This window comes from Lachnoclostridium sp. An118 (genome assembly GCF_002160985.1).
GTDB lineage: Bacteria > Bacillota > Clostridia > Lachnospirales > Lachnospiraceae > Claveliimonas > Claveliimonas stercoravium.
This window is the reverse complement of the sequence record NZ_NFLQ01000019.1, coordinates 25,925-47,946: the sequence shown is the minus strand read 5'-3', so window position 1 is coordinate 47,946 and position 22,022 is coordinate 25,925. Positions and strand designations below refer to the sequence as shown.

General features: G+C 55.1%; 20 protein-coding genes. 18 read left to right on the top strand and 2 right to left on the bottom strand.

All coding sequences use genetic code 11. From position 1 onward, the window contains the following. Position 1 precedes the first annotated feature (1 nt). From B5E62_RS14015 to B5E62_RS13970, 10 genes are all read left to right on the top strand, one after another. Complete coding sequence (locus tag B5E62_RS14015) at positions 2–232, top strand: hypothetical protein (protein ID WP_076780116.1); 231 nt, start codon at positions 2–4, stop codon at positions 230–232. A gap of 36 nt (positions 233–268) precedes the next feature. Beyond that, positions 269–748 carry a DUF3990 domain-containing protein gene (locus B5E62_RS14010; protein WP_076780118.1) on the top strand — a complete coding sequence of 160 codons (480 nt, stop codon included), beginning with the start codon at positions 269–271 and terminating at the stop codon, positions 746–748. Next, a complete protein-coding gene (locus B5E62_RS14005) occupies positions 745–990 on the top strand; it encodes a hypothetical protein (RefSeq protein WP_076780119.1) in 246 nt (81 codons plus the stop codon). Before B5E62_RS14010 ends, B5E62_RS14005 begins: the two co-directional genes overlap by 4 nt. A gap of 1 nt (position 991) precedes the next feature. Continuing rightward, positions 992–1,201 carry a DUF3791 domain-containing protein gene (locus B5E62_RS14000; RefSeq protein ID WP_076780121.1) on the top strand — a complete coding sequence of 70 codons (210 nt, stop codon included), beginning with the start codon at positions 992–994 and terminating at the stop codon, positions 1,199–1,201. Between the two features lie 229 nt (positions 1,202–1,430). Beyond that, positions 1,431–3,032 carry a response regulator gene (locus tag B5E62_RS13995; protein ID WP_087175145.1) on the top strand — a complete coding sequence of 534 codons (1,602 nt, stop codon included), beginning with the start codon at positions 1,431–1,433 and terminating at the stop codon, positions 3,030–3,032. 12 nt (positions 3,033–3,044) lie between these two features. After that, positions 3,045–4,847 (top strand): sensor histidine kinase, encoded by a 1,803-nt coding sequence (locus tag B5E62_RS13990; protein ID WP_087175144.1) that lies wholly within the window; start codon positions 3,045–3,047, stop codon positions 4,845–4,847. Continuing rightward, a complete protein-coding gene (locus tag B5E62_RS13985; RefSeq protein ID WP_087175143.1) occupies positions 4,822–6,120 on the top strand; it encodes an ABC transporter substrate-binding protein in 1,299 nt (432 codons plus the stop codon). Before B5E62_RS13990 ends, B5E62_RS13985 begins: the two co-directional genes overlap by 26 nt. 145 nt (positions 6,121–6,265) lie before the next feature. Further along, a complete protein-coding gene (locus tag B5E62_RS13980; RefSeq protein ID WP_087175142.1) occupies positions 6,266–7,570 on the top strand; it encodes an ABC transporter substrate-binding protein in 1,305 nt (434 codons plus the stop codon). Between the two features lie 96 nt (positions 7,571–7,666). After that, positions 7,667–8,509: a carbohydrate ABC transporter permease gene (locus B5E62_RS13975; RefSeq protein WP_033125963.1), complete on the top strand. Its 843-nt coding sequence runs from the start codon at positions 7,667–7,669 to the stop codon at positions 8,507–8,509. After that, positions 8,510–9,346 (top strand): carbohydrate ABC transporter permease, encoded by an 837-nt coding sequence (locus B5E62_RS13970; RefSeq protein WP_087175141.1) that lies wholly within the window; start codon positions 8,510–8,512, stop codon positions 9,344–9,346. It abuts the gene before it with no gap. Positions 9,347–9,401: 55 nt separating this feature from the next. On the opposite strand, the gene B5E62_RS13965 is transcribed toward B5E62_RS13970, so the two are convergent. Next, positions 9,402–11,882, bottom strand: coding sequence for an excinuclease ABC subunit UvrA (locus B5E62_RS13965; protein WP_087175140.1), 2,481 nt, complete (start codon positions 11,880–11,882; stop codon positions 9,402–9,404). A 184-nt stretch (positions 11,883–12,066) separates the two neighbouring features. On the opposite strand from B5E62_RS13965, the gene B5E62_RS13960 reads away from it, so the two are divergent. From B5E62_RS13960 to B5E62_RS13935, 6 genes are all read left to right on the top strand, one after another. Beyond that, positions 12,067–12,810, top strand: a complete 744-nt coding sequence (locus B5E62_RS13960; RefSeq protein ID WP_033125966.1) for an SDR family NAD(P)-dependent oxidoreductase — start codon at positions 12,067–12,069, stop codon at positions 12,808–12,810. Between the two features lie 158 nt (positions 12,811–12,968). Further along, entirely contained in the window at positions 12,969–14,339 is a 1,371-nt protein-coding gene (gene brnQ / locus B5E62_RS13955; RefSeq protein WP_087175139.1) for a branched-chain amino acid transport system II carrier protein, read from the top strand. Continuing rightward, positions 14,336–15,022 (top strand): response regulator transcription factor, encoded by a 687-nt coding sequence (locus B5E62_RS13950; RefSeq protein WP_087175138.1) that lies wholly within the window; start codon positions 14,336–14,338, stop codon positions 15,020–15,022. Before brnQ ends, B5E62_RS13950 begins: the two co-directional genes overlap by 4 nt. Next, positions 15,019–16,209 carry a sensor histidine kinase gene (locus B5E62_RS13945; RefSeq protein WP_087175137.1) on the top strand — a complete coding sequence of 397 codons (1,191 nt, stop codon included), beginning with the start codon at positions 15,019–15,021 and terminating at the stop codon, positions 16,207–16,209. The genes B5E62_RS13950 and B5E62_RS13945 overlap by 4 nt, the downstream gene beginning before the upstream one ends. A gap of 80 nt (positions 16,210–16,289) precedes the next feature. Continuing rightward, positions 16,290–16,970 carry an ABC transporter ATP-binding protein gene (locus B5E62_RS13940; protein WP_087175168.1) on the top strand — a complete coding sequence of 227 codons (681 nt, stop codon included), beginning with the start codon at positions 16,290–16,292 and terminating at the stop codon, positions 16,968–16,970. Positions 16,971–16,975: 5 nt separating this feature from the next. Beyond that, entirely contained in the window at positions 16,976–19,180 is a 2,205-nt protein-coding gene (locus B5E62_RS13935) for an ABC transporter permease (RefSeq protein WP_087175167.1), read from the top strand. Between the two features lie 11 nt (positions 19,181–19,191). Here the strand turns inward: B5E62_RS13935 and B5E62_RS13930 are convergent, their stop codons facing one another. Beyond that, a complete protein-coding gene (locus B5E62_RS13930) occupies positions 19,192–20,064 on the bottom strand; it encodes a LysR family transcriptional regulator (RefSeq protein WP_087175136.1) in 873 nt (290 codons plus the stop codon). 394 nt (positions 20,065–20,458) lie between these two features. Here B5E62_RS13930 and B5E62_RS13925 point away from each other — a divergent pair, with 394 nt between their 5' ends. Beyond that, entirely contained in the window at positions 20,459–21,334 is an 876-nt protein-coding gene (locus B5E62_RS13925; RefSeq protein ID WP_242957948.1) for an ABC transporter substrate-binding protein, read from the top strand. A 15-nt stretch (positions 21,335–21,349) separates the two neighbouring features. Next, the gene (locus B5E62_RS13920) at positions 21,350–22,015 is read left to right on the top strand and encodes an amino acid ABC transporter permease (protein WP_087175135.1); all 666 of its coding nucleotides are present in this window, start codon (positions 21,350–21,352) and stop codon (positions 22,013–22,015) included. The last annotated feature ends 7 nt before the right edge of the window (positions 22,016–22,022 follow it).

Below are 22,022 nucleotides of genomic sequence, written 5' to 3'. Positions count from 1 at the left end.
AATGAATGAGCAGAAACAGTTAATTGAATATATGATACAGGATGTAGTTGATATGCTTGCGACGGATCAGAATATAGAATACGACGAGGCAATGAATAAATTTTATAATTCGGAAGTTTTTGAAAAGCTTCAGGATGAAGAAACCGGACTATATCTGGAAAGCTCGGGATATGTATATGATCTTTTTAAGGATGAGCTGAATTTTGGACATATTATTCAAGCAGAGATATAGATTATAACCGTTCAGAGCGATATATGGAGGAAATTTATGATTTTATATCATGGTAGCAATGTGGAAGTAAAAAACCCGAAAATTATCCAGTCAAAAAGATTGTTGGATTTTGGGACAGGTTTTTACCTTACAAGTGATTATGAGCAGGCGAAGAAATGGGCGATTCGCACTACTGCCAGGCGGGAAAAAGGAGTTCCTATTATATCCGTATTCAGTTTTGATGAAAGTGAATTTGAAAAACTTGATGTACTAATTTTTGATGCAGCAAATAAAGAGTGGCTTAGATATGTAGCTGCACATAGAACTGATAAATCCATAAAAGATACATACGATATAGTTGCCGGGCCAGTGGCAAATGACCAGGCAATCCGTACTGTAAATAATTATCTGAAAGGTTATTTTACAGAAGACATTGCGATACAATTATTACTTCCACAAAAATTAAAAGATCAGTATGTTTTTAAAACAGAAAAAGCACTTTCGATCCTGAAATTTAATGAGGTGAAATTCATATGAGAAGATTGGAACCTGAAATTATAGATTATTATAACAATGAAGTGGTTATGATGATAGCTGACAAATATGGATTGAGTCAAATGGAAGCTTTGAAAGCATTTGTATGCTCAAAAACACACGAAATGCTTGAAAATGAGGAGTGTGGAATGACTGAATTTGGTGCGGAAGCGATCTTTGAAATATGGGAGTGTGAAAAGGTTACAGGCGATCCTAGAAATTCTGTGTATATAAGGGAGGAATAGTATGACAGAGGAAATGAAATTCTTTATGTACTTATTGGAATATTATTCCGCATACAAAAACAAAAAAACAGGAGATGTGCTTAAGGAGTGGGAAAAAGGCGGAATTATCAAAAAGATATATGATAATTATTGGGTCTATCATACGGAACGTATTGAAAACGCCTATATGGATATTGATAGTTTAATGAAAACTGGGAAAAGCGCATGGTAATTTACGCTGATATGGATGAGCGGTGCACCCGTCATATGGGTGCACCGCAAGTATATATGCAGGTTGTCTGGAAAACACACAGGTTTAATTTTTTGCATGCCAGGTATAGTTTTTGTTACAGGTTTTTCTCCCGGAGGACTTAAAATAGTACGTGATGATATGATAAGATAGACTCAGTGTACCGGCCAGCGGAGGGGCTGGCCGGGCGCTCCTGGGAGAAGAGGTTTTTATGAAATTATTGAAACTTGTGATCGTGGACGATGAACCTATCCTGCTGCAGGGACTGCTTGACACCTACGACTGGGCGGACATGGGTTTTAAGGTAGTGGGCTCAGCCCAGAGCGGCGAGCAGGCCATAGAGGTGATTAAAGAGACAAAGCCCCACGTGGTGCTGACGGACATACGGATGAAGCAGATCACGGGGCTGATGGTGATGGAGGAGATCCAGAAAACGGACATGGACTGCATGTTTATCGTCCTCAGCGCCTACCGGGATTTTGACTATGCCCAGCAGGCCTGCGATCTGGGGGCTTTCGCGTATCTGCTGAAGCCTATTGAGGATGAGAAGCTGCGGGAGACCATGGGGGCAGCCTATCGGACCTGCATGGAGCAGATGGAGCAGGAAGCCAGATATGAGAGCTGGGAGAAGCTGCTGGTACAGGATGGAACCAGCTTTCAGCAGGTAGTTGTGCAGAATTATGTCCGGGACAGGCTCCCGGAGGAAAAGGTGGAAGAAGTCTTCCGGACGCTGGGAGACATGCCTGGAAATGAGGAGCGCTTTATCACTGTGTACGCGGATATAGATGTGGCCTACAAGATCACGGATTACCTGGATTATGAAGCGGCCAGATTTGCGCTTCTTAAAAGGCTGGAAGAGGAGCTGGAGAGCCGCTATTTCTGCTGGCGGGCCGACGGCGAGGAGACGGGCAGCGCCTTTATCGTCCGCACCACGGACAAAGAGGCGGTGGGAAAGCTGAAGCACTTCCTGGAATACATCAAAAAGGAGGAGCAGAGCAGGGTTATAGCCGCCATATCCAAGCCCTACAAAGGAATTGCCGGGATCAAAAGAAGTTATGTGGAAGCCCGGAAGCTGTTCGAGATTGCCAGTGTGTCCGGAGCGGGTGCTTTTACTTCCCCGGAGGGGGTGGAGCTGCCGGACCAGGCGGCGACGGCCGGAGAAAGCGGGGACGTGGACAATCTGATCGTGAACGCTGTGCGCAGGAACAGTGAGAAAGAGCTGAAGGAGGCCTTTGTCCAGTTTGTCTACGGGCTGCCCCACGAGGAGGAACAGCAGCGGCAGCATCTCCACCGGATGATGCTGAAAGTGGAACTCATGCTCCAGGCGTCTTACGGGCTGTCAGAGGATATCCGGGAAAAGTTCCGGGGCTACTACGATAATCTGGGAACCATCGGCACGGCAAAGATGGTGGATGTCTGTTACCGGATCCTGTGCGCGGCCATTGAAGTGAGAAAAAGTGACGCAAAGCAGGATGAGACGAGATATTTTAAAGAGTACATGTCAGAGGCAGTGGCTTATATAGAGGAACATCTCAGGGATGAGGAGCTGTCCATTGTATCTGTGGCCTCCCACATTTATCTGAACCCGGTCTATTTCGGAAGGGTGTTTAAAAATACGTTCCACATGACGTTCAAGCAGTATCTTCTCCAGCAGAGGATGGAGAAGGCCAAAAAGCTGCTGGAGGAAGGAAAAGGCAGTATTGGAGATATCTGTGAGGCGGTGGGGATCCACAACCCGTCCTATTTTTCCCATGTGTTCAAGCAGTACACGGGGAAGCTCCCAAGCGAATACAAGAAAGAGTACGAGGGATAGACAGAAATCGATATGAAAAGAAACGAGAAGGTATCCGGCATACAGAAAAAATATCTGAAGTATACGGCGGCGCTCCTGGGGCTTGCGCTTCTTCTCTCCAGCCTGGGGGCCGGCCTGTATGTGAAGAACAGGCTGACCCGGGCGGTGATCGCAAAATACGAGTTTATGACGGAGAGAATGGGCATCAGCCTGGAAAATCTGTTTCGCCAGAGCGACGAGGCGACGGCAGAGTGCGTCCTCTATGACGATGTGCAGCAGAGCCTGCGCAGTAAGGGGCTGGAGGAAGTCAGCCGCATTGGTCTGAGTAAATATTTCGCCTATGTGGGGCTGGAGCACATCGCGGATTACTGCTATGTGGATAATAAAGGGAACGTATACAGTAAATCCTATTCAGATGTAACCTTTGAGGATGTGACAGACAGCGGTTTCCAGGAGTATCTGGGAGCGGACTACGCCCGGACGAAATGGTTCTGGGCGAAAGATACGCTTTTTGGAACAGAGGAGGAGGCGCTTTTTATCGGAAGGTATGTCCGGAGCATGGAGTACGCCCACGACCCCGGGATGCTGTTCTTCAGGATGGATGATGCGTTTCTGGAGGGGATCACAGGGACAAGTGGAGAGCTGACAAGCGAGGCGGCGGTTGGAATTATCGACGCCAAAGGGCAGCTCTGTTTTTCCTCGGTTCCGGAGGAATTCAGCGTGGGTAAGAAGCGCCAGGCGGATATAGCGGAGCGTATCGCCGGGAGCGGGTCTGCCGGCATGATCCTGGAGGGGGAGAGTGTTCCGGGAGGCGTTCTGTCGGCGTACCGGGATGAGGCCAGCGGGCTGGCGGTCTTTTCCTTTGTGCCGGACAGGGTGCTGAACCAGGGGATCTTCCCTGTTTTCCTGGTGCTGGCCGGGATCTATCTTGTGGTGCTGGCTGCGGCCGCGGTGCTGAGTATTTATTTCTCCAGAAGATTTACAAAGCCCATCCAGGAAATCCGGACGGCCATGGCGGAATTTGACGGCAGTAATTTTGACCGGACCATAGAGCTCCATACCAACACAGAGCTGGACGAGATCGGTCACTCCTACAATGAACTGCTCGGGAATATCCAGAGGCTACTGGAGGAGATCAAGGAGCAGGAGAGAGAGCTGCGCACATCGGAGCTGAACATGCTGATCAGCCAGATCAATCCGCATTTTCTGTACAACACGCTGGATACGATCTATATGCTGGCGCGGATCAACAAGGAAGAGACGACTATGCGGATGATTCAGGCCCTGTCCAGATATCTGCGGCTGTCGCTGAGCAAAGGAAACGATATAGTGACTGTGGAAGACGAACTGGAGAATGTGAAGAGTTACATGGAGATCCAGCAGATACGAAACAAAGATCTTTTCTCCTACCAGGTAGACTGCCGGGTGGATGCCGCCCACACAACTGTTCTGAAGCTGGTCCTGCAGCCGCTTGTGGAAAATGCAGTAAAGTATGGATTCCGGGATATTTTTGAGGGAGGACAGATCCGGATCACCGTGTGGAAGGAAGAAGAGGAGCTGTACCTGGAGGTGTACAATAACGGCACCCCCATGGAGGCGGACATGGTGCAGAAGATCAACGGAATGAACAAGCTGCCTCTGGGAGAGATGAAAAACTGCTTTCCGGATAAGAGGCACGGCTACGGCGTGGTAAATATTCTGACCCGCCTCAGACTGAAGTACGGGGACGGGGCAGCCTTTTACTGCAGAGCACAGGAAGATGGAACAACATGTACGATCAAAATTCCCCGGGGAGACGGGCAGGAGGCATATGAGCAGGAACAGATACAGATTTAAAGAAAGAGTCATACAGGCGGCAGCGGTTTCCCTGCTTTTCTCCGTGGCAGCCGCAGGCTGCGCGGGAAGGCAGACAGAGGAAAAAGCAGGCGGGGAGGAGGTGTCCATCCCGGTCATCCTGATCGTGGACTCCTCTACAGGCAACAAAAATGAGGAGGATGTGATCCAGGCATTCAATGAACTGTATGATGGGAAGTGGCAGGCGGATGTGGAGTGGGTCATGGAGACGGAGGAAGAGTACCGGCAGAACCTGAAAAGGCAGAATGTGACGGATACCCTCCCGGCTGTCATTACAGATCTCCGGATGCTTCCCGCTTTCTATTATACGATGATCCAGGATGGCAGGATCGAGGAACTGTCCGGGTATATCAAGGAAGATGAAGAGTGGATGGAGATGATCGAGCCGTCGGTGCTGGAGTCCTGCAGCGAGGAGGACGGCAGTATCTATCTGGGGCCTGTCAGTACGGCGGCATTTTCCTGTTCCGGGATCTTCTGGAACGAGGAGCTGTTTGCCCAGGCGTGTATTGAGAAGTTTCCCGAAACCTGGGAGGAATTCTGGGAGTGCTGCGAGAAGCTGGAGAGCTGCGGCATCATTCCGCTGGCCCTTCATACGGAGGGGACGGCCTGGGCGCCCATGCTTTTTGCCACAGCGGAGGCGGCCTCCACGGAGGAAGGGGCGCAGTTCATGCAGCAGTTTTACCCGGACACCTACCAGAATGAAAGCGGGCTGCGCATTGCCCGGACGCTGGAGCGGCTGTTTCAGTACACCACAGGTGATGCGCTGTATGTGGATTTTGATGTGTCCTATGAGAATTTTTTCTCCGGGAAGGCAGCCATGATCCCTAACGGATACTGGATGATGGATCAGATTCCCGAAGAGTGGCAGGACAAAGTAAGGTTCTCGGCATTTCCGGAAAACAGGCTGATCTCATCCCCGGAGACATTCGGCTGGGCCATTGTGTCCAGCTACAGCCAGGAAGTCAAAGAGGGGGCGGCGGCTCTTCTGAAGCTGCGCACGCAGATGAACATGGAGCAGAGGGAGGAGCTGTTTGAACAGAGTCCGGATTCCCTGACCCAGGCAGAGCGGGACTATATAGAGACCTACAAAAGCGGCCCGGTCCTTGTCCCCAACTACCAGGTGAAATGGAACTCCATCCTGCAGGAGGAGACGCTGGGAACCATCCTCCCGGATTTGGCCCAGGGGAAGATCAGCCCGGAGGAATTTACAAGAAAAGAAGACGAGAGCATCCAGGAATTTCTGGAGGAGCAGTGATACTTCGGCGCCGGAGAAGATACCGGCGCTGAAGTATTTTTTTTGGCATTCCTGGTTTTTTATTTGATAACGGGGCGGAAGAACAGCCGGTTATAATAGTCCCAGAACAAAGAAAACAGAGGTTTTCAGAAAGGCGAGGAAGGATATGAAAAAGAAAAAAGTAATATCATTATTATTAGTTGCAGCCATGACAGCAGGCCTGGTGGCAGGATGCGGAAGCTCCTCTGATTCCGGGGACAGCGGCAGCAGTGAGGCAGAAGGAAAGGTATATTACCTCAACTTTAAGCCTGAGGCGGACGAGTACTGGCAGGAACTGGCGGAAGTCTACACAGAGGAGACCGGCGTGGAGGTGACAGTTCTGACAGCAGCTTCCGGAGAGTATGAGAAGACACTGAAATCAGAGATGGCAAAGACAGATGCGCCTACCCTGTTCCAGGTAAACGGACCTGTGGGACTGGCAAGCTGGAAAGACTACTGCTATGATCTGTCTGACTCCGATATCGCAGGGGAGCTGACAGACGACAGTTTTGCGCTGATGGACGGCGATAAGATGGCAGGTATTGCCTACGTTATCGAGAACTACGGCATTATCTACAACAAGGACCTTCTTGAGAAAGCAGGCTACACAGCAGACGATATCACAGACTTTGACAGCTTCAAAAAGGTAGTGGAAGACATTACGGCAAGAAAGGATGAACTTGGATTTTCCGCTTTTACATCAGCAGGCATGGACAGCTCATCTGACTGGAGATTCAAGACACATCTGGCAAATCTTCCGATCTACTATGAGTACAAGGATGAGGGCATTGACAATACAGACGCCATCAAGGGCACATACCTTGACAATTACCGCCAGATCTGGGATCTGTACATCAATAATGCAACCTGCGAACCGACAGAGATTTCCACAAAGACAGCCGATGACTCTACAGCAGAGTTTGTGACAGAGGAAGCGGTCTTCTACCAGAACGGTACATGGGAGTACAACAACATTGCGGATATCGGGGATGAGAACCTTGGCATTCTGCCAATCTACATCGGAGTTGAGGGCGAGGAGAACCAGGGCGTCTGCACAGGAACAGAGAACTACTGGTGTGTAAACTCCAAGGCATCTGAGGAAGATATCCAGGCAACACTGGATTTCATGAACTGGTGTGTAACTTCCGATGAAGGTGTGGAGGCTATGTGCAAGGATATGGGATTTGTCATTCCGTTCAAGTCCAACCTTGAGTCTGAAAATACACTGGTAAACGAAGCCAACGCGTACATGGAAGATGGGAAAACACCTGTGACATGGGTATTCTCAACCATGCCTTCTGAAGAGTGGAAAAACGGCGTAGGATCTGCGCTGACTGCATATGCGGCAGACCAGACAGATGCCAACTGGGATAAAGTTGTAAGCGCATTTGTGGACGGATGGGCTACAGAGGCAGCGGCATCAGCAGAGTAATCTTTCCGGAAGATCTGAAAGACATATTGAATTGAACAGGAAAGCGGCGGGCAGAAAAAGTCTGAACGCCGCTTTTTCAGAAGGAGGAGGATTTATATGGAAAAAGCGATCAAGCGGTATATGCCCATCTTTGTGCTTCCCACATTCTGCGCATTTATCCTTGGATTTATTATTCCGTTCGTAATGGGGATCTGGCTTTCGTTCTGCAAATTTACCACAGTCACGGATGCGAAGTTTGTCGGATTATCCAATTACATCGAGGCGTTTAAGGACACGGTGTTCAGACATTCTTTCTGGTATACCGCCCTTTTCGCCGTGGTATCGCTGGTGGTGATCAATGTGATCGCCTTTGCCCTTGCCATGGCGCTGACCCAGAAAATGCGGGGAACCAATATTTTCCGCACGATCTTTTTTATGCCTAACCTGATCGGAGGCATCGTGCTGGGCTACATCTGGCAGCTCATCTTCAACGGCGTGCTGGCGCACTACAGCACAGCGCTGGGGCTGAATGAGTGGTACGGTTTCTGGGGACTGATCATTCTGGTGAGCTGGCAGCAGATCGGTTATATGATGATCATTTACATTGCAGGGCTTCAGTCCATCCCCGGAGACGTGATGGAGGCGGCCCAGATCGACGGCGCATCGCGGATCCAGAGACTTTTCAAAGTGACCATCCCCATGATGATGCCATCCATCACCATCTGCATGTTCCTGTCTATTACCAACGGATTCAAGCTCTTTGACCAGAACCTGTCGCTGACGGCAGGAGAACCGTCCAAGATGTCTGAGATGATGGCCCTGAACATCTTCAACACATTCTACGGACGTACCGGATGGGAGGGCGTCGGCCAGGCCAAAGCAGTGATCTTCTTCGTCATCGTTGTGGCTATCGGCATGCTCCAGCTCCGGGCTACCCGCTCAAAGGAGGTGCAGCAGTAAATGAAAAAGAGAAGCAGGATAAGCACGCTGGGGACCGGCGCTTTCACCATACTGGGGCTGGTCTACATCGCCCCGATACTGATCGTGCTTATGAATTCCTTTAAGAAAAAAGTATATATCAACAAAGAACCTTTTACGCTGCCGGCGGAAAAGACATGGAACGGCCTTGAGAATTATCTGACGGCCATCGACAAGTACGAACTGCTCAGCGCCGTGGGCTGGACGGTATTTATTACCGTTGGCTCTGTGCTGGTGATCCTTGTGTGCACATCCATGTGCGCCTGGTATATCACAAGGGTAAAGACAAAGTTTACAAAGATCCTGTATCTGCTCTGCGTGTTCTCCATGGTCGTCCCCTTCCAGATGGTAATGTTCACCCTGTCTCTGGTGGCGGACCGGACCAGGCTCAACACACCCTGGGGAATTATCATCATTTACCTGGGATTCGGGGCGGGGCTGGCAGTCTTTATGTTCTGTGGTTTTGTAAAATCCATCCCGCTGGAGATCGAGGAGGCGGCTCTTATCGACGGCTGCACGCCTCTTAGAACTTTCTTTTCTGTGGTGCTTCCTATTATGAAGCCGACATACATCTCTGTGGGGATACTGGAAACCATGTGGATCTGGAATGACTTCCTCCTGCCTTACCTTGTACTGGACCTGAATAAATACAAGACCATATCCATTGCGATCCAGTATATGAAGGGAAGCTACGGCCGGGTGGACATGGGCGCCATCATGGCGGCACTGATCCTGGCGGTCATCCCGGTGATCATCTTCTACCTGTCCTGCCAGAAGCACATTATCAAAGGTGTGGCAGCAGGCGCGGTGAAAGGATAAAACAATGGAAAAACACAGGAGGACTGCCCGGTGGGGCAGCCCTCCTTTCGTCTGTCTACAGATATCTCCCTGTCACGCTTTGTGCATTCGCCTTAATCTCTTCCGGCGTTCCGGTTGCCACGATCCGCCCGCCGCTCTCCCCGCCGCCGGGGCCCATGTCGATGACGTAGTCTGCGCTGCGGATTACGTCCAGGTCGTGCTCGATGACGATGACAGTGGCGCCCTGGCTGATGAGCGTCTGGAAGACATGGAGGAGCGTCTGCACGTCCAGAGGGTGGAGGCCGATGGTGGGCTCGTCAAAGACAAAGACCGAGTCCCCCTGGGGGCGGCCCATCTCGCTGGCCAGCTTCAGCCGCTGGGCCTCTCCGCCGGAGAGCCCCGGGGTCTCCTCACCCAGAGTCAGGTAGCCCAGCCCCAGATCTTTTAAGATCTGCAGACGCTGACTGACGTTTTTCAGATGACGGCAGGCATCCAGCGCGGTGTTCACATCCATGGCCATCAGCTCCGGCAGAGAGAAGGACTTCCCCTCCTTGTTCGCATATCGGATCTGTGCGGCCTTCTTGCTGTACCGGGAGCCCCGGCATCCGGGGCAGGTGACTTCCACATCCGGCAGGAACTGCACATCCAGGCTGATGACGCCGGTGCCGTCGCAGACCGGACAGCGCAGCTTCCCTGTGTTGTAGGAAAAGTCCCCTGCCTTGTAGCCGGCTTCTTTTGCGCCTGGTGTCCTGGCAAATGTCTTCCGCAGCTCATCGTGGACATTGGCGTAGGTGGCTACGGTGGAGCGGATGTTGATGCCGATGGGGGTGGCGTCGATGAGTTTTACCTGTCCGATCCCATCCGCCTCCAGGGAACGCACGTGTTCCGGCAGTTTTCTTCCTTTGATCTGTGCCTCCAGGGCGGGGATCAGGCTCTCCAGGACGAGGGTGGTCTTGCCGGAGCCGGATACGCCGGTGACAGCAGTGAGCCGTCCTTTTGGGATGTCTGCCTCCAGCGGCTTTACGGTGTGGATGGAACCGGTGGAGAGGTGGATGCGGCCGTGGGAGAACATGTCAGAGGCCGGAGCCTGCTCCCTCCGGAAGCCGTCTGCCCTGCCGGCCAGGAAGGGGCCGATCATGGAGCCGGGATCTGCCATGATCTGGGGAATACTGCCCTGAGCGATGACATGGCCGCCCTTCAGGCCGGCCTCCGGCCCCATCTCCACGATCCAGTCAGCCTCCGACAGGATCTGTGTGTCGTGGTCCACCAGTACGACGGAATTGCCGTCTGCTATGAGGTCGTGCATGACTCCTTTCAGCCCTTCGATGTTGGCGGGATGCAGTCCGATGGAGGGCTCGTCCAGCACGTAGAGCACCCCCGTGGTGCGGTTGCGGACAGCCCGGGCCAGCTGCATCCGCTGGCGCTCCCCGGTGGAGAGGGTGGAGGAAGCGCGGTCCAGGGAAAGGTAGCCAAGGCCCAGGTCCATGAGCCGCCGGGCGGGGGTGCGGAAGGACTCGCAGATACTCTCTGCCATGGGGCGCATCTCCTCCGGCAGGGAGGCGGGGACACCGGACACCCAGCCAGCCAGATCCGCAAGCGGCATCCGGCACACCTCATCCAGGGAGCAGCCCCGCAGCCGGGGCGCTCTTGCTTTTTGGGAGAGTCGGGTCCCGCCGCAGTCCGGGCAGACCTCCTCCTTTAAGAATTTTTCCACCCGCTTCATGCCTTTTTCGTCCTTCACCTTGGAGAGGGCGTTCTCCACGGTGTACACAGCATTGAAATAAGTAAAATCAAGCTCCGCCGCCTGGTTGGAGCTTTTTGCCTTGTAGAGGATATGCTTTTTCTCGGCGGGCCCGTTGTAGACAATGTCCTTCTCCCTGTCTGTCAGCTGGCAGAAGGGCACGTCCGTGCGCACTCCCATCTCCCGGCAGACGTCGGTCATAAGCGACCACATGAGGGAGTTCCAGGGAGCCACGGCGCCCTGGTCGATGGTGAGGGTCTCGTCCGGTACAAGGGTAGAGCGGTCCACTGTCCGGACGGTCCCGGTCCCGTCACAGGAAGGGCAGGCCCCCTGGCTGTTGAAGGCCAGTTCTTCTGCGGAGGGAGCGTAGAAGGAGGTGCCGCAGTCCGGGCAGACCAGCTCCTGCTCGGCGGCCACTTTCAGGGTAGGCGGCAGGCAGCAGCCGCAGGACGGACAGCGGTGGCTGGCCAGTCTGGAGAACATGAGCCGGAGGCTGTTCAGAAGTTCGCTGCCGGTCCCGAAGGTGCTGCGGATGCCGGGGACAGCCGGGCGCTGGTGGAGGGCCAGAGCCGCCGGCACGTAGAGCACATCGTCCACATCAGCTTTGGCCGCCTGGGTCATCCTGCGCCTTGTGTAGGTGGAGAGGGCGTCCAGATACCGCCGGGACCCTTCCGCGTAGAGGACGCCCAGGGCCAGGGAGGATTTGCCGGAGCCGGACACGCCGGCGATTCCCACGATCCTGTTCAGAGGGATATCTACATCTATATTTTTCAGATTGTGGACCCGGGCGCCCCGTATCTTCATCTTGTCTATCATCTGTCATCATTTCCTTTCCGTTGTGTTTCTGTATCTCATAGTATAGTCCAATCTGAATTGTTAGGAAAGAGCTGTAGATTGACTAATATTAAACGTTCCTTGTAAACAGGGATCAGCCGGTATAAAATAAAATTAACAGATAAAAATATAAAAAAACAGAAAATTGCGCAAAGGAGGAATGAAAATGCTAAAAAATAAAGTGGCAGTTGTGACAGGCGGCACCCGCGGCATCGGCTACGCGACGGTGAAAAAATTTCTGGAGAACGGGGCGGCGGTCGTGCTGTTCGGCTCCCGCCAGGAGACAGTTGACAAAGCCCTGGCATCTCTGAAAGCGGAAAACCCGGCATGGGAAGTGTACGGCGCCTGGCCGGATCTGGCGGATGCCGAGGCGGTGGCCGGGGAGATCGGAAAGGTCAAAGAGACATTGGGAAAGATCGATATCCTGGTAAACAATGCCGGCATGTCGGACAGCACACCTATTGACAACTACACGGCACAGCAGTTTGCAAAAGTGATGCAGTTAAATGTAAGCGCCATGATGAACTGCATCATGCCCACAGTGAAGATCATGAAAGAGCAGGGAGGCGGATGCATCCTGAATACCAGCTCCATGGTCAGCATCTGTGGACAGCCCTCGGGCGTGGCTTACCCCACAAGCAAATCTGCCGTGAACGGACTTACCTGGTCCCTGGCAAGGGAGCTTGGCCCAAGCCGCATCCGGGTCAACGCTGTGGCGCCGGGTATTACAAAGACAGACATGGTGGCGGCGCTCCCCAAGGAGATGATAGATCCTCTGATCAACGCCATTCCCCTGCGCCGGGTAGGCGAGCCGGAAGACATTGCCAATGCTTTCCTCTTCCTGGCCAGCGATATGGCCTCCTATGTGACAGGAGAGATCTTATCCGTGGACGGGGCGATGAGGACGTAGAGGAGAAGCGAGATAACATAAAAGGGAGGCTTGGCTTTTCAAGCCTCCCTGCTCCTGTCTGATGCCCACTAGTTTTGTCGATCACTCCCGGCAGTTCCTTCCCGCCGGAAAGTGTGCTATAGTAAAGGCAGTGATAAAAAAACGGGAGATGGCGGAATATGACGAAAAAACTGACATTTAAAGAAACTATATTTGTGGCCAGCATGCTGTTTGGCATGTTTTTCGGGGCGGGGAATCTGATCTTTCCCGTGTCCATGGGGCAGATGGCGGGCAGCCATATCTGGCAGGCCGCGGCAGGCTTCCTCATTACTGGTGTGGGCCTGCCCCTTCTGGGTGTGGCCGCCCTGGGCATCAGCCGGGAAACAGGACTTCTGGGGCTGGGGAGCCGGGTGGGAAGAGGATACGGTATGTTCTTCACCTGTGCGCTCTACCTGACGATAGGGCCATTTTTTGCCATACCCAGATGCGCCAGTGTCTCCTATACTGTGGGGATGGAAGGCATACTTGCGGGGGAGGGGAGCTTCCTTTTTCAGGCAGCGTTTTCCTTTATTTTCTTTGCAGCGGTCCTGTTTTTTGCCCTCAGGCCGGGGCAGATCATGACATGGATCGGAAAGGTGCTGAATCCGCTCTTCCTTGTCTGGCTCGCGGTCCTGGTGCTGCGTGCCCTGACAGCGCCCATGGGGAGCGTCGGGGAGGCGGCCCCATCCGGGAAATACGTGGAGAGCGCCTTTTCTACAGGACTACTGGAGGGCTACAATACCATGGATGTTCTGGCGGGGCTTGCCTTTGGCATCGTGGTCATCGATGTCATCAGAGGGCTGGGGGTGACAGAGCCGGAAGAGGCGGCCAAAAGTACGGTGAAAGCAGGGGTATTCAGCTCCGTCCTGATGGCAGTCATCTATCTCCTTGTCTCTGTCATGGGAACCCAGAGTACCGGACAGCTGGAAGTGAGCAGCAACGGCGGGGAAGCCCTGGCCCGGATCGCGGACAGCTACTTTGGCGGCGGCGGCGCCTTTATCCTGGCGGTGATCGTCACGGTGGCCTGCCTGAAGACGGCAGTGGGGCTTATCACGAGTTGTGGGGAAACCTTTGCGGAGATGTTCCCGGGAGGGCCGTCCTATCACGTCTGGGCGGTAGTCTTCTGCGTGGGCTCCTTCCTGGTAGCCAACCTGGGGCTGGATGCCATTATTGCCTACTCCCTTCCGGTCCTGATGTTCCTCTATCCCCTTGCCATCGTGCTGGTCCTGCTGACTCTGACGGGCAGATGGTTTGGGAACGACCCGGTTGTCCTAAGGTGGGCGCTGGGCCTTACGGGCGTGGCCGCCCTGTTTGACGGTCTGGGAGCGCTCCCGGAGGGGACAAGGGCGCTGCTCCATCTGGACGGTCTGACTGCCTCTGCCCTGGAGCTCCTGCCCCTCTCCGGGCAGGGGTTTGGCTGGGTGTGCCCGGCGCTTCTGGGAACAGCCGTGGGACTTGTCATGCATGCAGCGGGAAGACGGAGGAGAGAGAGAACGGGAGGAGAGCGATGACCAGGATCTGCTATGTGGAGGATGAACCGGATATTGCAGGGGAGGTAAGGTCGTACCTGGAGGAGAGAGGCTTCCAGGTGTCTCTGTGCGGCGGGGCCGGGGAAGCCAGAGCGGCACTGGAGAAGGAGGAGCCGGACCTTGTCATCCTGGACTGGAACATGCCGGACGGCGATGGGCCGGCTCTCTGCCGTTGGATGCGGAGCAGATGGCCCTTTCTTCCTCTGATATTTCTCACAGTCCGGAGCGGCACCCGTGATATCGTGAGGGGACTGGAGGGCGGAGCGGACGACTATGTGACAAAGCCCTTTGAGCTGGAGGTCCTCTATTCCCGCATCCAGGCTCTGCTCAGGAGGACCGGGAGGGAGCCGGTCCTCGCCTGCGGAGATATCTGCCTGGACAGAGAGCGGATGGAAGTCCGGCAGGAGGGAAGGAGAGTGGAGCTGGGGCAGACTGAATACCAGATCCTCCGCATCCTTATGGAGAATAAAGGGAGAACGGTCACGAGGCAGAGCCTGCTGGAGCAGGTGTGGGACAGCGGCGGAAACTATGTCAATGACAACACGCTGACCGTGGCGGTGAAGAGGCTGCGGGAGAAGCTGGGCAGCCCGGAGAGCCTGCGGACGGTCCGCAGCTTCGGGTACCGGATGGAGACGGGAGAGGGAAAGGAGAGCAGGCAGAGGTGAAGAAAAAGAGGAGAAAAGCAGTATATATTTTTTCTGCCCTGGCTGCCCTTCTGGCTGCAGCGGCCGTCACGGCTGCGCTGCTGGGCGGTTGGTTTGCGCAGAGGCAGTTTGAGCTGCTGGGCCGGGTCTTCCGGACTGTGGAGGAACAGTCGCCCCGGGCAGGGCAGGCCCTTCTGGATGCACTTAAAGAAGAAAAGGAGAGAGAGACGGATGAAGACTCCGGGGCAGAGTACCTGCAGGCATACGGGTACAGAGCCCGGGACTTCCTCGGGACAGACGGCAGGGTGTACGGGGCTGCGGGAGCAGGCTTCCTGGCAGCGGTCCTGCTCTTTCTTTTTGCCTTTTTGGGGATGCGGAGAAGACAGGAACGGCAGATACAGGGGTTGCTGGCCTATCTGGAGAAGGAGGGTACCGGGCAGCAGGGCTCTCTGACGGAGGAGAGGGAGGACGCGTTTTCCTTGCTGCGGGATGAGATAGCCAAGACCGTGGCAGCCCTGGAGCAGACGAGGGACAGAGCCCGCAGGGACAGGGACAGCTTTGCCGCCAGCCTGGCTGATATGGCCCACCAGATGAAAACGCCGGTGACGGCTATTTCTCTCGCTGCACAGAGGATGAGGGAGAGGGGGACCCTGGAGGGGCTCCCGGCGGTGGAGCGGCAGACAGCCCGTCTTGTGCATCTGGAGGAGACGCTGCTCCTCATGTCCCGCATGGATGCGGGGGCTCTTTCCCTTCACCGGGAAGAGACGGATGTCTATTCTCTCCTGGAGCTGAGCGCAGAAAACCTGGAGGATATCTGCCGGCAGAGGCAGGTGCGCATCCGGGTGCCTCTGCTCCCTGCGGCCGCCCTTCAGGTTGACCGGGAATGGACCTTAGAGGCGGTCATGAACCTGATGAAAAACTGTCTCGAGCACAGCACCGCCGGCGGGGAGGTCTCCTGTGACTGGGAGGAAAATCCTCTTTATATCCGGATACGCATATGGGACCAGGGCGAGGGATTTTCTGAAAAGGACCTGCCCCATCTGTTTGAGCGGTTTTACAGGGGGGAGAGAGCGGGGAGGGACAGTACCGGCCTCGGCCTTTTTCTGGCCAGGGAGATACTGGAGGCTCAGGACGGCGTGCTGGAGGCTTACAACCGGCCCGGTGGGGGAGCCTGCTTTGAAATCCGGATGTACAGATACTGTCACTGAAATGTCACTTTGCTCTGGTAGGATGAGAGTATCGGCGGATGCTGCTGAAAAAAAGTCGCAGGACAGATTGGGGGAGCGCTATGGAGCTGCTGAGATGCACAGGAGTAAAGAAAGTATACGGAGAAGGAGAAAATAGAGTGGAGGCCCTGCGGGGAATCGACCTGACCCTGGAGAGAGGAGAGCTTGTGTCTGTCACAGGAGCCTCGGGGTCGGGAAAATCCACCCTTCTCCACATTCTGGGGAGCGTGGACCGGCCCACGGAAGGGGCGGTGCTGGTGGGGGGAACGGATATAAGCAGGCTGGACCCGCGCCAGGCGGCCCTTTACCGGAGGAGAAGGGTGGGGCTCATCTATCAGTTTTACAATCTCATCCCCTCTCTGACGGTGGAGAAGAACATGCAGATGCCGCTTCTTCTGGACAGGAGAAAGCCGGACCCTGACTATTTCCGTCGGATCGTGGAGAGCCTGGGACTGGAGGAAAAGCTTCAGGCCCTGCCCTCCCAGCTCTCCGGCGGACAGCAGCAGAGAGTGGCTGTCGGGCGGGCGCTCATGAGCCGCCCCCTGCTGCTTCTGGCAGATGAGCCCACAGGTAATCTGGACCGGAGGAATGCAAGGGAGCTCATGGATCTCCTGCATCTCTTTCACAGGAATTTCCGTCAGACTATCCTCCTTGTCACTCACGATGAAAGGCTGGCTCTGGAGGCGGAGCGCATCATCACCCTGGAGGACGGGCGGATCGTCAGCGACAGAAAGGTCAGGTGAGGGGGATGTGGAAAACGTATTCGATAAGCTATCTGAGACAGAACCGGACAGCGGGCATTTCCATCATGGCGGCAGCTCTGGGGGCGGCCTTTTTCCTATCCCTGCTGTGCAGTCTCTTCTATAATTTCTGGGTTTACGATGTGGAGTCCATCCGGCAGGACGAGGGGAGCTGGCATGTTCGCGTTGAGGCATCCCTGGACCGGGAGGAGCTGGAGCTCATCCGGGATTTCGCAGGGGTGGAGAGCGCGGAGGTCAGCGGAGAAGTGACAGAAATCTGTTTTGAAGATGCGAGAGAGACTTACAGGCAGATGGCCCTCATCTGGGAGAAGCTGGAGCTGGACCCGGAGGAAGTGTTCTATCACGAGACCCTCCTGTCCAGGTATCTGGCCGCAGCCCCCGGGGATCCGTCTCCGCCGCTCCTCCTGCCCTTTTTCATTGTGGTGCTGGCGGTTCTCTGCGTTTCTTTGGCCCTGGTCATCCGCACAGCCTTCGAGATATCCATGCAGGCCAGAGTACGCCAGTTCGGCATTTTTTCCAGTATCGGGGCGTCGCCGGGGCAGATCAGGAGATGCCTGCTGCAGGAGGCGGCAGCTCTCTGCGCTCTGCCGGTGCTGGGCGGCATGGTCCTTGGAGGGGCCGGGTGCGCGGGGGTGCTGGCCGCTGTCAACCGGTTTGCGGCGGATGTGCCGGGGCGGCACAGGGCAATCTTCCATTATCATCCGGCTGTGTTTGCTGTCTCCTTCGGGGCGGCGGCCCTGACTGTCCTTGTGGCGTCCCAGATCCCGGCCGGCAGACTGGCCCGGCAGACGCCCCTTGAGGCTGTGCGGGGACAGGCGGACGGGATGACAGGGCGCAGGAGGAGGTGGAAGAAAAAGGGCTTGGGCTGCACTTTGTTAGGGCTGCTGCTGGGCATAGAGGGGGAGCTGGCAGGCAATGCCCTTAGGACGCAGAAGAAAGCCCTGCGCATCTCCCGTATTTCTCTGACCCTGTCTTTTCTTGGGTTTACCTCCATGCTCTCTTTTTTCACTCTTTCCGGTATCAGTACCAGGTACACGTATTTTGATCGCTATCAGGACGCCTGGGACGTGATGGTGACGGTGCGGGATACAGAGCTGGAGGCGCTTGAGCCGGAGGGGGCGACAGAGACCGGCGCCGCCTTTCAGATAAAAGAGATTCCCGGCGTCCGTGACAGTATCTGTTACCAGAAGGCGGAGGAGAGCATCGCCTGGGACGAGAGCCGGGCCAGCAAAGAACTGAGAGCGCTGGGAGGATACAGCACTCTGGCAGACGTGGAGGATGCCTCCCGGATCCCATCGCAGGTGCTGGTCATGGATGATGAGTGCTTTCTGGATTACTGCCGGCAGACGGGAGCGCCGGAGGAGCTGACCGGTACTATCCTGCTGAACCGCATCTGGGACAGCACCGGAAGCAGCTTCCGGCAGAGGGAGTACATCCCCTTTGTGGAGCAGGATGGAGCTCCTCTGACTCTCTATACGGAGGATGGAAAAACGGTGCAGGTGCCGGTCCTCTCTTATGCGGAGGAGGCGCCTCTTCTCAGAGAGGAGTACGAGGACTATGCGCTGGTGCAGTTTATGCCCCTGTCCCTGTGGAAAACACTGGCAGACCGGATGGACGGGGTAGAAAATGACACGTATATACGCATCCTTGGACCGGAGGAGGCGGATCTGGAGACGTTGGATGAGATCGAGCGGGAGGTGGAGGGACTTCTGGAGTCCTCCTTCCGGGTGGAGAGCGAGAACCGGATAGAGGAGAGGCTGACCAATGACCAGATGCTCCTGGGAGCCCGGCTCATACTGGGAGCGCTCTGCGTTCTTCTGGGGGGCATCGGTCTTGCGGGCATTTTTACCAATACCTTTGGATTCCTGCGCCAGAGACAGCGGGAGTTTGCCCGGTATCTGTCAGTGGGGATGGACCCGGCGGGTATGAAGAAGCTGTTCTGCATCGAGGCGGCGGTCATCGCCGGGCGGCCCATCCTTCTGGGGCTTCTTGTCACAGTGCCGGCGACGGCCCTCATGGTCAGTGCCAGCCAGATGGAGGCGGATGTCTTTCTCGCGGAGGCGCCCTTCCTGCCTGTGGCGGTCTACGGGCTGTTCATCATGCTGGCAGTGGCCCTGGCCTACTGGCTTGGAGCCCGGCGGCTGCTTGGCAGCGACCTGAGCGAGCCTCTCAAGGACGACACGCTGAGCTGAAAGCCAGCCGGTCAGCAGGAGGGGCACATGTCCTGGATCAGAGCGATAAAGCGGCGTGCCGCCGGGCTGAGAGCCTTCTTTGACCTGAGGCCGATGCCCAGCTCCCGGGTAAATCCCGGCTTCAGGGGAAGATACTGTATGCTGTCTCCGGCGCTCTCCACAGTCAGCCGGGACAGGATGCTGATGCCCAGACCGTTTGCCACCATGGAGGTGATCACATGGTCATCCTTGGAGGAGACCCGTATGCGGGGAGAAATCTTTGCCTCCCGGATGGCGTCGTGTATATCGTAGTCCACATCCAGGGCGGACATGATAAAAGGCATGTCGGTAAAGTCCTGTATGGGAAAAGAAGTCAGGCCGTTCAGATAGAAGTCTTTGGGGAAAATGGCAACCAGGGGATCCTCGTACAGAGGCAGCCATTCCAGAGTGCCGATGTTTCTCTTGCTGAGGAGTCCAAAATCCGCCCTGCTGTTGTGGAGCCAGTCCAGGATTTCATCAGTGCTCCCCTCCAGCAGCTCGATCTCAATGCCGGGGCATTCCTTGCGGAAGGTCCGTATCATGGCGGGGAGCCAGTTGCAGGAGATGCTGGCAAAGGAAGCGATGGTCAGATGGCCGATTTCCAGCCCGTTCAGAGCCGCCGCCGTCTGCTCCAGATGTTCGTTGACAGACAGCAGGTTCCTGACAAGAGGCAGCAGCGTCAAGGCGTCCGATGTGAGGGAGACGCCGCGTCTGTCCCGCAGAAAGAGAGGAAAGCCAAGCTCATTTTCCATAGCCTTGAGGACGTGGCTCACACCGGACTGGGTGTAGCCCATCCGCTCTCCGCTTTTGGTGAAATTTTTCGTCTCCGCAATATCTGCGAAAAGAGCATATTTGCTGATATCCATAATTACGCCTCCCTGTTCGAATTAGAAAAGGAGGCGTTCTCTCTGAGAGAAGGCACCTCCTTTGGCATGTGTGTATTCATTTTGCGAGTATCCTTTTACAGGAGCAATTATAGAGGATTTCACGTAAAAGTGCAAGAGGACACGGCGTGTACCCGCCCTGGGCTGAAGAGGGTGCGGAATACTGAACGGACAGTCCGGCATGAGAAAACGTCATGACGTGATAAATAATTCTTGTTTTACAGGGTGGGGAAAGGGGGCTATAATGCCCATATGATCCGAACAGCGGTAGCACGGCAGGCAATGGCGCTTACAAAAGCGCCGTGCCTGCCTTTCTCATTTTATCCCTCTTGCCGCTGCTGTCCGGATTAAAAAACAAAACCAGGAGGTAAGAGACATGAAAAGACGAATTGTTTCTATATTACTTACAGGAGCCATGGTATCCGCACTGCTGGCAGGCTGCGGCAGTTCTTCCGAAGACTCGTCCGACACCGCGTCGGATGCGTCTTCTCAGGAAGACACCGCGTCAGAGGAGAGCACAGGGCTTGACTGCGAGGGAGCCCTGGAGGGCGTGACGCTGACTCTTGGCACATCCGGTACCTACGCACCGTTTTCCTACTATGCTGATGACGGTATGACTCTCCAGGGGTACGACATTGCGATGCTTGAGGAGCTCCAGACGATCCTGGGATTTGAAATTGCGGATGACGAGATCCAGGCCATGGATTACGGAGCGCTCACCACTTCCATCACCCAGGGACAGATAGACATAGCTGCTGCGGCCCTCTGTGCTACAGACGAGAGAAAAGAGAATATGAACTTTACCGATACCTATTATGATGCGGGCATTGTGGTGGTCGTGGGAGAGGACAACACAGAGATCGCCAGTGTGGAAGACCTGGAGAGCGGGGACTATACGGTAGCTGTCCAGACAGGGACCATCTCCTATGAATATGCGGCCGCAAATCTTCCCGAGTCCTGTCTCCAGACCTTTGACTCACAGGCGCTGGCCTACAGTGCTGTGGAGGACGGACAGGCGGACGCCACTATCTACGACGCGCCCGGAACAGCCTACTCCATCAGCACAGGGGAGATCAACCTGAAGATCGTGGGTGATGAGTTCTACACAGGTCAGGCCCCCTACGCCATCGCTCTTTCCTTTGCCATCTGCGAGGAATACCCGGATATCGTGGACTGGTTCAATGAGGCCATCCAGTATCTGTCTGAGAACGGGACGCTGGACGAACTAAGCACCCAGTGGTGTGAGGCGTAAAGGAGAGATTTCTGTATGAGCGTTGAACTTTTATCAACCATCCTTCCCATGATGCTGCGGGGCCTGCAGGTCACGCTGCAGGTGGCGGTCGTCGGTATCCTGCTGGGATTTGTCCTGGGGGCTGTCAGCGGATATGCGCTGCAGAGCAGCACCAGCATCGCAAAGGGGATTGCCTCGGTCTATATCTGGATCATACGGGGTACGCCCATCGTAGTCCAGGCGCTGTATGTGTATTTTGTGGTGCCGGCTATAATCTCGCTGGCGGTCGGGGACACGTTTGTGCTGGACAGCACGGTGGCGGGCATTATCGTCATCACCCTGAATGCGGGGGCGTTTATCTCAGCCATCGTGAAGGGGGCCCTGGAGGGCGTGGATGAAGGCCAGAGGGAGGCGGGGGCGGCTCTCGGCCTCTCCCACCGTCAGATTTTATTTCGGGTTGTTATCCCGCCGGCCTTTAAGGCCATGATACCGGGACTTTTTAACCAGTTCATCATTTCCGTCAAGGACACGGCGCTTCTGTCCATCATATCGGTCAACGAGATCACGCGGCAGACCCAGAACTATGTGGCGCGCACCTTCAACACCATCCCGGCCTACACCATCTGTGCGCTGGTCTACCTGGTGCTGCTGTCCGTTCTCATGATCCTGCAGAAATACGTGGAACGGAAAACAGCAAAATAAAGGAGGA

Excerpts from the sequence above, each read along its gene's own strand:
- B5E62_RS14015 (WP_076780116.1), top strand. The coding sequence starts at position 2 with ATGAATGAGCAGAAACAGTTAATTGAATATATGATACAGGATGTAGTT.
- B5E62_RS14010 (WP_076780118.1), top strand. The coding sequence starts at position 269 with ATGATTTTATATCATGGTAGCAATGTGGAAGTAAAAAACCCGAAAATT.
- B5E62_RS14005 (WP_076780119.1), top strand. The coding sequence starts at position 745 with ATGAGAAGATTGGAACCTGAAATTATAGATTATTATAACAATGAAGTG.
- B5E62_RS14000 (WP_076780121.1), top strand. The coding sequence starts at position 992 with ATGACAGAGGAAATGAAATTCTTTATGTACTTATTGGAATATTATTCC.
- B5E62_RS13995 (WP_087175145.1), top strand. The coding sequence starts at position 1,431 with ATGAAATTATTGAAACTTGTGATCGTGGACGATGAACCTATCCTGCTG.
- B5E62_RS13990 (WP_087175144.1), top strand. The coding sequence starts at position 3,045 with ATGAAAAGAAACGAGAAGGTATCCGGCATACAGAAAAAATATCTGAAG.
- B5E62_RS13985 (WP_087175143.1), top strand. The coding sequence starts at position 4,822 with ATGAGCAGGAACAGATACAGATTTAAAGAAAGAGTCATACAGGCGGCA.
- B5E62_RS13980 (WP_087175142.1), top strand. The coding sequence starts at position 6,266 with ATGAAAAAGAAAAAAGTAATATCATTATTATTAGTTGCAGCCATGACA.
- B5E62_RS13975 (WP_033125963.1), top strand. The coding sequence starts at position 7,667 with ATGGAAAAAGCGATCAAGCGGTATATGCCCATCTTTGTGCTTCCCACA.
- B5E62_RS13970 (WP_087175141.1), top strand. The coding sequence starts at position 8,510 with ATGAAAAAGAGAAGCAGGATAAGCACGCTGGGGACCGGCGCTTTCACC.
- B5E62_RS13965 (WP_087175140.1), bottom strand. The coding sequence starts at position 11,882 with ATGATAGACAAGATGAAGATACGGGGCGCCCGGGTCCACAATCTGAAA.
- B5E62_RS13960 (WP_033125966.1), top strand. The coding sequence starts at position 12,067 with ATGCTAAAAAATAAAGTGGCAGTTGTGACAGGCGGCACCCGCGGCATC.
- brnQ (WP_087175139.1), top strand. The coding sequence starts at position 12,969 with ATGACGAAAAAACTGACATTTAAAGAAACTATATTTGTGGCCAGCATG.
- B5E62_RS13950 (WP_087175138.1), top strand. The coding sequence starts at position 14,336 with ATGACCAGGATCTGCTATGTGGAGGATGAACCGGATATTGCAGGGGAG.
- B5E62_RS13940 (WP_087175168.1), top strand. The coding sequence starts at position 16,290 with ATGGAGCTGCTGAGATGCACAGGAGTAAAGAAAGTATACGGAGAAGGA.
- B5E62_RS13935 (WP_087175167.1), top strand. The coding sequence starts at position 16,976 with ATGTGGAAAACGTATTCGATAAGCTATCTGAGACAGAACCGGACAGCG.
- B5E62_RS13930 (WP_087175136.1), bottom strand. The coding sequence starts at position 20,064 with ATGGATATCAGCAAATATGCTCTTTTCGCAGATATTGCGGAGACGAAA.
- B5E62_RS13925 (WP_242957948.1), top strand. The coding sequence starts at position 20,459 with ATGAAAAGACGAATTGTTTCTATATTACTTACAGGAGCCATGGTATCC.
- B5E62_RS13920 (WP_087175135.1), top strand. The coding sequence starts at position 21,350 with ATGAGCGTTGAACTTTTATCAACCATCCTTCCCATGATGCTGCGGGGC.